The sequence below is a fragment of the Ralstonia sp. AU12-08 genome, assembly GCF_000442475.1.
Taxonomy (GTDB): domain Bacteria; phylum Pseudomonadota; class Gammaproteobacteria; order Burkholderiales; family Burkholderiaceae; genus Ralstonia; species Ralstonia insidiosa.
The window spans coordinates 92106-105480 of the sequence record NZ_ASZV01000005.1 but is presented as its reverse complement, the minus strand read 5'-3'; the positions used below and the strand labels follow the sequence as shown (position 1 = coordinate 105480).

General features: G+C 65.9%; 13 protein-coding genes. 8 read left to right on the top strand and 5 right to left on the bottom strand.

The features are described from left to right. The first annotated feature begins 3 nt into the window (after positions 1–3). The gene (locus C404_RS33450) at positions 4–981 is read left to right on the top strand and encodes a threo-3-hydroxy-L-aspartate ammonia-lyase (protein WP_031328784.1); all 978 of its coding nucleotides are present in this window, start codon (positions 4–6) and stop codon (positions 979–981) included. 14 nt (positions 982–995) lie between these two features. On the opposite strand, the gene C404_RS58720 is transcribed toward C404_RS33450, so the two are convergent. Then, positions 996–2852 carry an alpha/beta fold hydrolase gene (locus C404_RS58720; RefSeq protein ID WP_021193052.1) on the bottom strand — a complete coding sequence of 619 codons (1857 nt, stop codon included), beginning with the start codon at positions 2850–2852 and terminating at the stop codon, positions 996–998. Positions 2853–3031: 179 nt separating this feature from the next. Between C404_RS58720 and C404_RS0129500 the strand changes: the two genes are divergently transcribed. Next, the gene (locus C404_RS0129500; protein WP_232317436.1) at positions 3032–3691 is read left to right on the top strand and encodes a helix-turn-helix transcriptional regulator; all 660 of its coding nucleotides are present in this window, start codon (positions 3032–3034) and stop codon (positions 3689–3691) included. A gap of 23 nt (positions 3692–3714) precedes the next feature. Here C404_RS0129500 and C404_RS33440 read toward each other — a convergent pair whose 3' ends face one another. Then, on the bottom strand, positions 3715–3897 hold the full coding sequence (locus C404_RS33440) for a hypothetical protein (RefSeq protein ID WP_152524396.1): 183 nt from the start codon (positions 3895–3897) through the stop codon (positions 3715–3717). Positions 3898–4007: 110 nt separating this feature from the next. Further along, positions 4008–4943, bottom strand: coding sequence for a GlxA family transcriptional regulator (locus tag C404_RS33435; protein ID WP_031328781.1), 936 nt, complete (start codon positions 4941–4943; stop codon positions 4008–4010). A gap of 144 nt (positions 4944–5087) precedes the next feature. Here C404_RS33435 and C404_RS33430 point away from each other — a divergent pair, with 144 nt between their 5' ends. Next, complete coding sequence (locus tag C404_RS33430) at positions 5088–5774, top strand: DJ-1/PfpI family protein (RefSeq protein ID WP_021193048.1); 687 nt, start codon at positions 5088–5090, stop codon at positions 5772–5774. An 86-nt stretch (positions 5775–5860) separates the two neighbouring features. Next, positions 5861–6670: a 5'-methylthioadenosine/adenosylhomocysteine nucleosidase gene (locus C404_RS33425; protein ID WP_021193047.1), complete on the top strand. Its 810-nt coding sequence runs from the start codon at positions 5861–5863 to the stop codon at positions 6668–6670. A gap of 10 nt (positions 6671–6680) precedes the next feature. Here the strand turns inward: C404_RS33425 and C404_RS33420 are convergent, their stop codons facing one another. Next, positions 6681–7283 carry a DJ-1/PfpI family protein gene (locus C404_RS33420; RefSeq protein WP_021193046.1) on the bottom strand — a complete coding sequence of 201 codons (603 nt, stop codon included), beginning with the start codon at positions 7281–7283 and terminating at the stop codon, positions 6681–6683. Between the two features lie 114 nt (positions 7284–7397). On the opposite strand from C404_RS33420, the gene C404_RS33415 reads away from it, so the two are divergent. Both C404_RS33415 and C404_RS33410 read left to right on the top strand, forming a co-directional pair. Next, positions 7398–8735: an aminotransferase-like domain-containing protein gene (locus tag C404_RS33415; RefSeq protein ID WP_021193045.1), complete on the top strand. Its 1338-nt coding sequence runs from the start codon at positions 7398–7400 to the stop codon at positions 8733–8735. 81 nt (positions 8736–8816) lie between these two features. After that, positions 8817–9668 carry a c-type cytochrome gene (locus C404_RS33410; RefSeq protein ID WP_021193044.1) on the top strand — a complete coding sequence of 284 codons (852 nt, stop codon included), beginning with the start codon at positions 8817–8819 and terminating at the stop codon, positions 9666–9668. A gap of 4 nt (positions 9669–9672) precedes the next feature. On the opposite strand, the gene C404_RS33405 is transcribed toward C404_RS33410, so the two are convergent. Beyond that, complete coding sequence (locus C404_RS33405; protein WP_232317437.1) at positions 9673–10710, bottom strand: GlxA family transcriptional regulator; 1038 nt, start codon at positions 10708–10710, stop codon at positions 9673–9675. Between the two features lie 169 nt (positions 10711–10879). Here C404_RS33405 and C404_RS33400 point away from each other — a divergent pair, with 169 nt between their 5' ends. Beyond that, positions 10880–12007 carry a DJ-1/PfpI family protein gene (locus C404_RS33400; RefSeq protein WP_021193042.1) on the top strand — a complete coding sequence of 376 codons (1128 nt, stop codon included), beginning with the start codon at positions 10880–10882 and terminating at the stop codon, positions 12005–12007. Between the two features lie 234 nt (positions 12008–12241). Then, entirely contained in the window at positions 12242–13375 is a 1134-nt protein-coding gene (locus C404_RS33395) for a helix-turn-helix transcriptional regulator (protein ID WP_021193041.1), read from the top strand.

Below are 13375 nucleotides of genomic sequence, written 5' to 3'. Positions count from 1 at the left end.
GCAATTGCAGCGGCAGCCCCCGTGCTGCCGGATTGGAACGATGTGGAAGCCGCCAGCACACGCCTGGCTGGCCATGCGCTGCGCACCCCGGTGCTGCGCTCCCCCGAGATGGATGCCTGGGTTGGGGCGCAGGTCTACTTCAAGTGCGAGAACCTGCAGCGCACCGGGGCGTTCAAGTTTCGGGGCGCGTTCAACGCATTGGCGCGCTTTGACGCCGGGCAGCGCAAGCGTGGCGCGGTGGCGTTCTCAGGGGGCAACCATGCATTGGGCATGGCGCTGGCCGGGCAGATGCTTGGCATTCCCGTCACCGTGGTCATGCCGCACGATGCCCAGGCCAGCAAGGTGGATGCGGCGCGGCATTACGGTGCGCACATCGTCTTCTACGATCGGCGTATCGATGACCGCGAAGCCATCACGCGTGAACTGTCTGAAGCGCACGGCCTGACGCTCATTCCGCCCTATGACCATGCCGACGTCATTGCCGGCCAGGCCACCGTCACGCGCGAGCTGATCGACGAGGTGGGGCCGCTGGATGCCATCTTTGCGAGCCAGGGCGGTGGTGGGTTGCTCGGCGGCGCAACACTGGTGACCGCTGCGTTGGCGCCCGCCTGCAAGCTGTACGGGGCGGAGCCGGTGACGGGCAACCATGGCAGACAGTCGCTGCAGGCCGGCCACATCGTGCATATCGACCCGCCGGACACGATTGCGGACGGTGCGCGCGCACAGCATCTCGGTGCGCTGACGTTCGCGCTGTTGCAGCGCGGTGTGACAGAGATCGTTTCCGTGGAAGACGCGATGCTGGTGGCGTGCATGCGCCGCTTTGCGCAGGCCATGAAGCTGGTGGTGGAGCCCACCGCATGTCTTGGCCTAGCTGCTGCCCGCTATGGCGGATTGCCCATCAAGGGGGCGCGCATTGGCGTGATCGTGACGGGCGGCAACATTGATCTGCCGCGCTACCTCGGCCTGCTGCAGGAAGCTTAGGCACTGCAGCGGCATCAGGCGATGCAGGACAGCCGCGCCTGCATGGCGCGCAGGATGTTCCGCCAATGTGAGTAGATCAAAAAGTGGCCACCATCCTCCACCTCATGTAACTGCGCCCCCGGAATGCGCTGGACCAGCCTGCGCGCGGCGTTGACGGACACGTGCCAATCCAGCGCGCCGTGAAAGAATTCAACCGGCATGGCAAAGCGGTGGCCATCGACTTGCCAGCCATGCACGTTCAATAGCGTCTCGACCACAAAATGCTGGCCGCCGTGTTTGACGCCGGCCAGCAACTCTTGCGCGTAGTTTTCGCGAAACGCGGCTTGCCGGAAGACTTGCTGGTCCACGTCGGGCATGGATTTCAAGATGGATTCGATGTAACGGTAGACATCCTTGCGGATGCTGCGCACCACCACGTGCAGCAGCGGCGGCAACAGGTTCGGCATGTAGCGCGCCACCATGAGCGCCATGCGGAAGTGTGCGGAATAGGCCTTGATGTCGTCCACGCGTTCAACCGGGGGCGTGGCTGCCACGATGAAGACGGCGCTCACGCGTTCGGGAAGCGCCTGTGCGGTGGCAAACGCATAGGGCATGCCGGCTGAATACCCCAGCACGGCAAAGCGATCGAGCTTGAGGTGATCGGCCAGCGCTTGCACGTCGGCCGGCCAGTCGGCCACCTTGCGCCCGGGCTTGGGGTCGGAGTCGCCCGTGCCCGGCCGCTCGGGGATGATGAGGCGGATGGATGCCTCCCGCAGCAAGGCATCGTCCGGATGTCGCAAGTGCCGCGAGCATGACAGGCCGTGCATCTGGATCACGGGCAACCCATCCGGATCGCCGCTGTCTGACCACGCCAGCGTGCGGCCATCGGGCAGGACCATGCGGCCGTCTCCTGCAGATGTGCGGGGTGTGGGCGCGGGTGTGGCGTGCTTGCCCAGCGGCAAGCGATTGGGTTGGCCGCCGCCCTGGTCCAGCCACAGCGGTGTTGACCAGATGGCCTGCACCAGCTCCGGTTGGCGGCGTACGCCCACCTTGGCAAAGATGGCTTTGAGCTGCGTCTTGGCAGTGTTGGTGGTGGTGCCCAGGTCCTGCGCGGATTCTTCCAGCGTCAGCCCGCGCACCAGCCGCTGGGCAAGCCGTGCTTCTGCGGCAGTCAGGCCAAACAGTTCGCGCAGGCCGCCTTCGGGCACCAGCGGCACATCGGCGCTCGCCACCCACAGCATTGCCAGCGGGGTGCTCTCGTTGGTCGGCTGCAGCTTGCTGACGAGCACGGACAGCGGCCCGGCGGCCTGCTCCAGGCGGAATGCCGTGCGGGTGCCTGCGTGTGCGGCGGCCGATGCCACCGATGCCACCGAGGCCACCGCGGCCATTTCACGCAGCGCATCTTCCAACAGCTTTCTCGGGCGGGATTCCATGCGCCCGGCAACGAGTACCAGGCCGTCGTTGTTGTCCAGAATCAGCCGCAGCGCGCGGTTCATGCTGACCACGGCACCGGTGTCTTCCACCAGCGCCACGCCCACCGGCAGGCGGTCCAATACGGAGTCACTGATCTGGCGATGCGTTTCTGCATCGGCCTGGGTCTGGCGCATGTCCCACGCGCGCACGAAATGCGGCGCGAGCAGTTGGAACACCTGCTGTTCCGTCGCGCTGGCAGTGCTCGGCAGCGGGCTGCTGGTGTCACCAAACCAGCTGGCGACGATGGCATCGGTTTCTGCGGTTGAGACGGGCCGTGCATCTTGCGCGCCGCTCTGCATCAGGAAGTCGGCCATGGCCTGTAGCAGGCTGGGCCAGAGGTCGTCGTCGCTGGCGGCGCCGTAGATCAGGCCAATGAGCCTGGAAAGCGTTTCCGCCGGAATATCCACTGTCTCGCCCATCGGCGCCTCCCGCGTGGCATGACCAACACCCAGCAATACCCATACCGAGCGCCGATCATGACACGGCCCAGGCAAGCAACGCATACCCCGAAAGGGTGATGCAACTAGCGAGTGCACCGTCCACCATGAGCCTCAACCGAATGCACAACGGCATGCACGACAGGGTCTGGGGAGGCCACATGACGAATCTGTTGGTGGGCGGTGCCACGCCCAGCACGCAAGCGCCGCAGCGCGGCGGCTGGCCAATGCCCGCGTGGGCCGATTCGCCCGCCACGCAGATGCTCCGCCTGCTGGAAGACGCGTTTTCTGCCATGGATGAGGCGGTGCTGCTGTTGTCGGAAGGCGGCGCGGTCGTGCATGCATCCGCATTGGCCAGGTCATTGCTCGACAACCGGTGTGGCCTGCGGGTCCGGCACGATAGGCTCTGGCACCCGAGCCCGTCGGTGCTGGATCACCTGGCCAAGGTGATGGCGACCACCTTGCACACCGGGTGTCGCGCAAAGATGACGGTCTCACTCGCCTGGGGTGAGACCCTGAGCCTGGACATGGCCCCCGCCAATCCCCAGCTGTTTCCGTCGGATGCGCCGCTTGTGTTCGTGCGGATGCGCCGCAACAGCGCGCTCAAGCAGGCCGATGCTGACAACCTGATCACCGCATTCGAGATCACGAAAACCGAGGCGAAGGTGCTGGCCGGGCTGGTGGCCGGGCTGGCACCGTCAGAACTTGCTGCGCAGAACGGCGTGTCGGAGCACACCGTGCGATCGCACATCACCAGCATGAAAGGGAAGATGCAGTGCAACCGGATCGTGGATCTGGTGAAGCTGGCGGTGCTGGTGTAGGGCGTAGGTTGGCCGGCGCGCCGTCAGGCGAGCGGCGTTGCCGTATAAGCAGGGTCCGCGGTTGCCAGCGCTTGTGGCGTCGGCAGCGTCTTGTGCTCGCCTAGCTGCACAGCCTTCACACGGTTGCGTCCGTACTTCTTGGCGGCGTAGAGATCCGTCTCGGCCGCGCGGTGGGGCAGCAACGCGGTGACATCGCGGACACCCACGATCAGCACCTGGATCACCAGCGCAAGGAACTACGCATTGAAATGCCGTTGCCCTGTGGCGCACGACCTGTACGAGCTGCGCGCCATATTTCTTCTCGCCTCAGACGGTGCTACCGCGCCCGCAACACCGACGGCGGCATGCCCAACAAGCGCTGAAAGCTGCGGCGCATCCGTTCCGTATCGCCAAATCCGCATTCGGTCGCCACGCGCTGCATGGATGTGGCGCCGCTTTCCAGCGCGGCGCGGGCGGCCTCCACGCGCAGCTTCTCGACAGCCTTGGCTGGGGTGAGGCCCGTCTCGGCCTGGAAGGCGCGTGCGAAGTGGCGCGGGCTCATGCATGCGTGTTCGGCCAGGTCGCCCACGCGGTGCGGCGCCCCCAGGTTGCGGCGCACGTGGTCCAGCAGCGGTTTGAAGCGGCCGCGGGCGGAGTCCATTTCGTTGAGCGCCGAGAACTGCGATTGCCCGCCGGGGCGCCGGTAGTAGACGACCAACTGCCGTGCCACCGCGCGGGCCACGCGCTCACCCAGATCGTCAGCAATCACCGCGAGTGCGAGGTCGATACCGGCGCTGATGCCCGCGCTGGTCCAGAAGCGGCCGTCGTTCACGTAGATGTGGTCGGCTTCCAGTTGCACCTGCGGGAAGTCGCGCGCGAACTGCTCGCTGCGGCACCAGTGCGTGGTGGCGCGCCGGCCGTCCAGCAAGCCCGTGGAGGCCAGCAGCAGGCTGCCTGAGCACACGCTGGCCATGCGTGCGCCACGTGCCGCGCAGCGCTGCACGAAACGGCGCGTGCGCGCATCCAGCATGGCGGCGTCCACACCGTCGCCGCCGGCCACGAGCAGGGTGTCGACCTGGCTTGCTGGCGGCAGGGCCTCGGCCGCCCAGAGCGCGCCCGACGAACTGCGCACCAGGCCGGGCTGTGCGGCTACGACCCGCAGGGCGTAGTGGTCATCCCGGTAGCGGCTGGCCACCTCGAATGCGGCCACCGGCCCGGCGGCGTCGAGCACCTGGAAGTCAGGAAACACAAGAACGGCAATGCGATGGGACATGGCGGCGGGTGGGTAGCAGGCGGGTAGCAGGTGGATGCGGATGGCAGGAAATGCGGGAAGCATGACATTGCTGCCAACACGATAGAGCGCGATGCTGTGAACCGTCAACCCAAGCGTCAACTCACCCAACAGGAGATTCGTGCCATGAGTGCTTCCCCCTTTGTCGTTGTGTTTGCTCTGTTCGATCGCGTTACCCAGCTGGATTTCACCGGCCCCGACGAGGTGTTCTGGCGCCTGCCCGGCGCGCAGTGCGTGATGGCATCGGCGCGTGGCGGAGAGATCCGCGCAGATGGCGGGCTCACCATCACGAATGTGCAGCGTCTGGCTGATATTGAGCGTGCCGATCTCATCTGCGTACCCGGCGGCTTTGGCGTGATCGAAGCCATGGCCGATGCCGACTTCGTGCGTGAAGTGCGCCGGCTGGCGGATGGCGCGCGCTATGTCACCTCGGTGTGTAGCGGCTCGCTCGTGCTGGGTGCGGCTGGTTTGTTGCAAGGCAAGCGTGCGGCCTGCCATTGGGCGTGGCGTGATCTGCTGCCGCCCTTCGGTGCCACTGTGGACGAGAGCCGCGTGGTGCGTGACGGCAACCTCATCACCGGTGGTGGCGTGACGGCGGGCATCGACATGGCACTCACTGTCATGGCCGACATTGCCGGCGCCGAGTATGCGCAGTCAGTGCAACTCGGCATCGAGTACGCACCGGCGCCGCCGTTCGAGTGTGGACGCCCCGAGCTGGCCGCGCCGCAAGTTCTCACAGCTGTGAAGGCGCGCCTGAATACCCTGCGTGCGGATCGCCACGCAGCGGTGCAGAAGGCAGCCCAACTGCTCTGAATGTGTGAGGCGTGCGCGCCGATTGCGGCGACAATGGCGTCCTTTCCCGATGTCATTGCCGCCCGAATCGGCGCGCCGCACCGCACATGAATACACCGTCCCTCAACCTGAACGCCAACGGCCCCGGTGGCCCCGGTGGCCCCATTGGCATCGTGGCCGCGCTGCATGAAGAGATCAACGAGTTGCTGACGCTGCTGTCTGGCGCGCGCGCCGTACATGTCGGCAGCCGGAATTTCTGGACGGGCGAGCTGGATGGCCAGGCCGTGGTGGTGGTGCTGTCGCGCGTTGGCAAGGTGGCGGCGGCGTCCACGGCAACCATGTTGGTCGCGCAGTTTGGTGTGCAGGCCGTGGTGTTTGCCGGCGTGGCCGGTGCGCTGGCACCCGGGGTGGCGGTGGGCGATGTGGTGGTGTCGTCCGAACTGCTGCAGCACGACGTGGATGCCTCGCCGCTCTTCCCGCGTTGGGAGATTCCGCTGACGGGTGTGGCGCGCTTTCAGGCCGACGCTGCGCTGGCCCAAGGGTTGCTCGACAGTGCTCGGGCCGTGCTGGCCGATCCGCTCGGTTTGCTGGGGCAGCCGGTCATGGAGGCGTTCGGCATTGTCGCGCCGCAGGCATACGCCGGTCTCATCATCAGCGGAGACCGCTTCGTTTCCACCTCGGCCGAAAGCGCCGCGTTGCGGGCAGCCTTGCCCGACGCGCTGGCCGTTGAAATGGAAGGCGCCGCAGTCGCGCAGATCTGCCACGAGTGGGGCGTGCCGTTTGCCGCCATCCGCACGATCTCTGACCGCGCAGACGACGCGGCCAGCGTGGACTTTGCACAGTTCATTGCGGAGGTGGATTCGCGCTACAGCGTGGCGGTTCTGCGCCAATGGCTGGCTGGGGTGGCGCGCCGCTGAGTTACACGGACTACCCGTGCAAGTACGGCACGAGGTTCTTCAAAGCGTTTTCCACATAGGCCTCTTTCTCACCCACAGGCGCCACGTAGTGCAGCGCTGCAGTGGCGGCTTCCAGGCCTTCGGTGCGCGCAATGACCCACGCCGCCAGGTACGGTGAAGCAAAACACCCGCCAGCCGTCGCCACATTGCCGTTTGCATAGAACGGCTGGTTCAACACTTCCACCCCCGCCTCCTGCACCCAGGGTTTGGTCGTCAAGTCCGTGCATGCTGGCACGTTGCCGACCAGGCCCAGCTTGGCAAGGACCAACGTGCCCGAACACTGTGCGCCAATCAGCTGACGCGCGGGGTCGAGCGCCAGGCGCGCCATCAACCCCGCATCGGCGACAACCTCACGCGTGCGCACGCCGCTGCCGACCAGGACGGCATCTGCCGTGTGCGCCTCTTCCAGCAGCGACTGCGCATGAACCGTCACACCGTTCATCGACGTGACCTGCGCCTGCGGACAGCACAGCGTCACGCGCCAGTCGGGCTTCTTGATGCGGTTGAGCACGCCCAGGGCGATGAGTGAGTCCAGCTCGTTGAATCCGTCAAAGGTGAGGATGGCGATGTGCATGGCAGTCCTGAATGTGCGGGCCAGGGCCCGATTAGGTGGGGTATGTCGGGCATGCTATGGTGCGATGGCAATACAATCAAAAAATTGTCCTTAGTACATCCGGTACTCCCAGCAATGACGCAAGCCCGCTATCAGCCATTGGTCGATGCATTGGCCGCACAGATCCGTTCGGGTGATCTGCCGCCCGGCACGCGCCTGCCTACGCACCGCCAGCTGGCGGAACACCACGGCATTGCACTGGTGACGGCCACGCGCGTGTATGCCGAACTTGAAGCGATGGGGCTGGTGAGCGGCGAGGTGGGCCGCGGCACCTTTGTGCGCGAAGCCGTGCTGCCGCGTGGCCTGGGGGTCGATCAGCAGGCCGTGGCGGCGGGGGTGGTGGATCTGAACTTCAACTACCCGTCGCTGCCGGGGCAGGCCCAACTGTTGAGCCGTGCGTTGCGGCAACTGGCGGCCCAGGGCGATCTTGAAGCGCTGTTGCGCTATGCCCCGCACGGCGGCCGTCCGCACGAGCGTGCTTGTGTTGCGCGGCACCTTGCAAGCAAGGGCCTGACGGTTGAGCCGGACAACGTGCTGATCGTCGATGGTGCGCAGCACGGGCTGGCCGTGACAGTCATGGCGCTGCTGAAGCCGGGCGACGTGGTGGCCGTGGACGCGTTGACCTACCCCGGCTTCAAGGTGCTGGCCGAGATGCTGCATCTGGAGCTGGCGCCGGTTCCCGCAGCGGGGCAGGGCATGGATCTGGATGCGCTGGAGCGCGTGTGCACGCGTCGCCGTGTTCGCGCCGTTTATGTCATGCCCACGCTGCACAATCCGCTCGGCTGGGTCAGCGGCATTGCCTGGCGGCGCCGGCTGGCCGCCATCGTGCGTCGACACGGGCTGCTGGCAATTGAGGATGCCGCCTACGCCTTCCTCGCAGACGATGCACCCGCACCCCTGGCTGCGCTTGCGCCGGAGGCGACGGTCTACGTATCGGGGCTGTCCAAGAGCGTGGCCACGGGGCTGCGCTTTGGTTTTGTTGCGGCACCGGCGGCCTGGGTGCACAAGCTCGAACGCGCCATTCGCGCCACCACCTGGAACACGCCTGCAATCGTCACGGCCCTGGCGTGCGCGTGGTTGGACGACGGAACGGTCACCCGCCTGGAGGCTGAGAAGCGGCACGATGCGGTCGAACGTCAGGCCATCGCACGCAAGGCTCTGGCCGGGCTGACGCTCATCAGCCATCCGGCGTCGTATTTTGTCTGGCTTGTCTTGCCGCCGGAGGTGCGCGCAGACCATGTTGCGGCAGTTCTGCAGGCAGACGGCATTTCCGTCTCCACGGCAGAACCCTTTGCGACATCGAAGCAGGTGCCGCATGCCGTGCGTCTGGCGCTGGGTTCTGTGGCGCTTGAGCGGTTGCAGGCCGTGCTGCACGTCGTCAGGCAGCGCATTGAGGAACAGATTGACCGATGAAAGTGCGCAACCCATGTCTGTCAGCTTGAATACACTCACACCCCACAACGACATCCAAATGCTTTACCGATGGGAGAACACATGAAGCACTGGCTTGTGACACTGGCAGGATGGGCGATCTGCGCCTGCGCAACGCTGAGCGGCACGGCGTACGCGGCCGAGTTTGCTACGTTGACGGTTGCCGTTGGCGCGCAGCCGCGCATGTGGACGCGCGAAGCACTGCTGCACAACCCGCACCTGACCGACGTCACGGTGGAAGACCAAAACCTGAAGCGCCGCCTGACCTTCAAGGCGGTCCCCGTGACGGAATTCTTCAAGGGCCAGCCGACCAGCCCGGATGCCAGCGCCACCACCGTCGCCAGCGACGGCTACGTATCGCATCTGCCGATGCGCCTGCTGCAGGCTGACCGCCCCGACGGGCCGCGCGCCTGGCTCGCCGTGGAAGACCCGGACACCCCGTGGCCGACGCTCAAGGGCCAGGACATCGGGCCGTTCCGCCTGATCTGGACGGCGCCGCCGGCCAAGGCCGCCGTGGTGAATGAAAGCCTGTGGACGTACAACATCGTGCGCATTGACGTGGCCGCGCAGCCGCAGGAGCGCTTTGCGGCCATCCGCCCCGCAGCCGGGTTGCCTGCCGATGGCCCCGTCATGCGCGGCTTTGCCACCTTCCAGCGCGTCTGTTTTTCCTGTCACACACTCAATCGCGCGGGCGATGCTCAACTGGGCCCCGATCTGAACGTGCCCTACAGCCCGGTGGAGTATCTCGGTGACGAGAAGCTGCGCCACCTCATCCGCGATCCGCAGTCGCTACGCTGGTGGCCGAATGCGCGCATGTCGTCCATTGATGAGAAGACGCTGTCCGAGGCGCAGCTCAATGATCTGCTGGCGTACTTCCACCACATGGCGCATCGCAAGGCAGCTGCCGCGCATTGAAGCGTTAGCCGCCGTGCCCGAACTGCGCCTGGTATTGCGACGGGGTGAGATCAAACCGGCGCCGGAACGCCTTAGCCAGATGGGCCTCTGAACCGAAGCCGGCATCGCGGGCGGCGCGCTTGACGGAGTCGCCCGCCTCCAGATGCGCGCGGGCGGCTTGCAGCCGCAGCGTTTCCAGAAAGGCGCGCGGTGTCATGCCGGTTTCCTTGGTGAAGCGGCGGTGGAAGGTGCGGGGCGCCTCACCGGCCGCCGCCGCCATCTGCTCCACGTCGATCGGTTCGCGCAGGCGCGTGCGCAGCCAGTCGACCAGTGCAGCGTACTGCCCAGATTGGGTTTCCAGCGCCAGCGAGTACTGCGACTGGTTGCCCATCCGCCGCACGGCCAGAATCAACTGCTTGGCCACCCGCGCCGCCACCCAGCGGCCGAGATCCTGCTCGACCATCGACAGGCACATGTCGATGCCCGCCGTGACACCGCCTGACGTCCACGCCTTACCGTCTTGCACGTAGAGCGCGTCGGGCTCGACCGCAACGTTCGCAAACACCTGCGCGAGCAACTGTGCGGATGCCCAGTGCGTGGTGGCGCGGTGCGCATCGAGCAGGCCCCAGTGCGCCAGCACAAACGCGCCGGTGCAGACCGACCCGAACCGCCTTGCCGAAACGCATACCTCGCGGGCCCACTGCGCTAGTGGTGCATCGGCACCCGTCGCCAGCAAGCCTTCGCGCTCGCCGCCGGCAACGATCAGCGTGTCGATGGTGGCGGGTGCCAGCGAGGCGATCGATTCCGTATCGATGGCAATGCCATTCGACGCTCGCACCAGCCCACCCTGCGATGAGACCGGCACGACGCGGTAGGCCGGCTCCACGTTGAACGCATTCGCCATGGCAAACACATCGGCGGGGCCTGCCACGTCCAGCATCTGCACCGCTGGGTAGGCGACCAGCGCGACCACGCGCGGGCCTGTCGGGCAGTGGCTTGTATCGGAGCGGGGCGCAGCGGAAGCGCGTGGCACGGGGAGCGAGGTATTGGCAGAAATCGACAAATCATTGTCATTGCTGCCAATGGGAGCGTCAAGCTACGCTGGATTTCCCAAGACTGCGGATACACCTGACCATGAACCTGCCCTTCTTCTCAACGTTCAACTGCCTGCTCACCCGGGAGGGGCGTTGATCGTGCGGCGCGCTCTGCTCATCGGCTGGAGTGTGTGCGTGATGGCTGTCTGCCTGGCCGGCTGCTTTGCGGTGCAGGTGCATCAGGACCCCGGTGGTGTGCCCGCTGCCGTGCAGCATGCAGACGCATCTGCCATGCAGTCTGAGATTCCCGCCAACCATGCGCACCCGTTGCGCGCACGGCCGCTCGTGGCTGTGGTCGGGCATAACGCCAATACGGAGTTGACCGATTTCGTGGTCCCCTATGGCGTGCTCAAGCGTGCTGACGTGGCGGATGTGATCGCCCTCGGCACCCAGCCGGGGCCGATGCAGATGTTTCCCGCGTTTCGGCTGGAACCCGATGCCACCATCGACGCATTCGACGCGCGCTTTCCCGATGGTGCGGACTACGTGGTGGTGCCTGCTGTGCATGAGGATGACGATCCGCGTTTGCTGGCCTGGGTGCGCCAGCAGTGGGCCAAGGGCGCGACGGTCATCGGCGTATGTGACGGTGCATGGGTGCTCGCGCGTGCCGGCCTGCTGGCAGGCCGCCGCGCCACCTCCCACTGGTATGCGCGCGATGCGCTTGCGAAGCAGTTTCCGCAGACGCAATGGGTATCCGGCCGCCGTTACGTGGCCGATGGCCGTGTTGTGACGACGACGGGCGTAACCGCCTCGGTGCCCGTCTCACTGGCGTTGATCCAGACGATTGGCGGGGCGGAGCGTGCCCGCGCGGTGGCCGATGCCATCGGCGCGCCGGACTGGTCAGCCGAACATGCAAGTGCAGGCTTCAGGCTGAGCCCACGGCATCTGTACACGGCGGCCAGCAACATGCTGTCGCTGTGGCGGCGCGAAACGCTCGGTGCTGCCTTGCAACCCGGTGGTGATGATGTTGCGCTGGCTTTGGTGGCCGATGCACACGCCCGTACCTATTTCACGCGCGTGTTGGCAACGGCAGATACCTCGGGCGGTGTGCGTATGGGCAGCGGCTTGGTGTTTCTTCCCGACCGGGTTGGGGCGGCAGCAAATGCACTACCGCCGCTATCCAGCGCGCCGCAGCCGCTTCGCGCAGTGGTCGCGCTGGATCGGGCGCTGGAAGACATTGCACAACGCCACGGTGGCGATACTGCAGCGTTCGTCGCGCTTCAGATGGAATATCCGATGCCTCGTGGGACGCGGTCAGCGCGCTAGGCTGGGTGCATCGGGGCGGCATCCAGACCGTGTGCTGACCCGCAAACGTTTTCCAATACGTACTGGTGATGCTGCCAGACGACATCTCCCCAAATTTGGGGATAGCCCGGACAAACGACTTCTGCCAAACATGACGGCATGACACCAAGCGTGCAGCGTAGGGTCGCGATTGCATGGAGCCCCCGCCGCAGCGCTGGTGTGTGCAGCGCTGTCACGAGGAAGGGGAGAATCGGCATGGCATCCGAGCGTTCGGCCGACAACGTCATTGCGGCGCTGTATTCCGCCGCAGTCGATCCGAAGGGGTGGAATACCGCGCTGGAAGCACTGCGGCACCTGGCCGATGCCCGCGCGGCAAACTGCTTCGTGCATGACGCGATCACGGAGCGCTTTCTCGAGTACCGCTTCGTCGGCTACAGCACCCAGTGGGCAGACGACTACGCGAAGCACTATCACAGCCTTGATCTTGCACGCGGGGTGCTGCTGCGCCAGCCGGCGGGAACGATGTACCCCATGCACCGCTACGTGTCGGACAACGTCGTGGCACGCAGCGAGTACTACCAGGATTTCTACGTCCCGGAAGGGCTCCGGTACTCATGCGGCGGCACGCTGTTCGACGGCAATCGGCGCTTGATTCTGGCGGTGCATCGCCCAGTGGGCCACCGGCCGTATGAACAGCACACCGTGCGAGAACTCCAGCGGGTTCTGCGCCATCTGCCGCATGTGTTTCGCGTGAAGGACATGGCTATGCGCGGGCATGGCAGTGCAACACTGTCGAGCGCGGCACTCGCTGCACTGCCACGCGGCGTGGTTATCGTGGACGCGGGCATGGGCATCCACTACGCCAACCCCGCCGCCGAGGCCCTGCTGAACCAGTCGACGGGTCTTCGGGTCAGCGCAAACCGCCTGGGCTGCACTGTTCCGGCGCTCGCACCGCTGCTGGTGCGCCGGGTGAGAGCGGCATGTGATGCGATGCCGCAGGTCGAACCGGTTCCGCTGTATATGACGGACGAGAGCGGTCGGGCCTCCATCGAGATGCACGTCGTTCCCTTGCAGCCGCATCTTGCTGCCGACGTCATGCCGGCACAGCCGATGGCGATGGTTCTTTTGCGATGTCCCTTCTACCGGACGGAATGGCCGCGTTCTGCGCATCGCCCCTACGGTTTGACCCATGCAGAAATGGCAGCGCTGGCTGCCATGATCGAAGGCCTGACGCCCGGGGAGCACGCCGAGAGAAGCGGCATACGGATCAGCACCGTACGCAGCCAGATCAAGGCCATCTTGGCAAAGACCGGCTGCCGCCGGATCGCCGAGGTCGTCGCGCTGTTTGCGGCGGTCGACGTGCCTCACCCGGATCAGTCGGCTGCCTGA